Source organism: Neisseria sp. HMSC078C12, from assembly GCF_001838065.1.
Lineage (GTDB): Bacteria > Pseudomonadota > Gammaproteobacteria > Burkholderiales > Neisseriaceae > Neisseria.
The window spans coordinates 1-251 of sequence record NZ_KV835615.1 but is presented as its reverse complement, the minus strand read 5'-3'; the positions used below and the strand labels follow the sequence as shown (position 1 = coordinate 251).

The 251-nt window shown below is 48.2% G+C and carries 1 protein-coding gene; it reads right to left on the bottom strand.

Going from position 1 to position 251, the window contains the following annotated elements; all coding sequences use genetic code 11:
- Positions 1-251, bottom strand: a 251-nt coding sequence (locus HMPREF2596_RS11405) for a collagen-flanked surface repeat-containing protein (protein WP_210401076.1), incomplete at both ends; no start/stop codon positions are given.

Genomic DNA, 251 nt, shown 5'->3' with positions numbered 1-251 from the left:
TTGATGGTTACAGTATGAGTACCGTCGCCGTTATCCTTAACGTCGGCTTCAACGTTCTTACCGTCGGCACCAGTTGCACCATCTTTAATGATGGTAGTAGTGGTATTACCGTTACCGTCTTTGATGGTTACAGTGTGAGTACCGTTGCCGTTGTCTTTAACGTCGGCTTCAGCGTTCTTACCATCTGCACCAGTTGCGCCGGTATCGCCTTTAGCACCGGTTGCACCATCTTTAATGATGGTAGTAGTGGT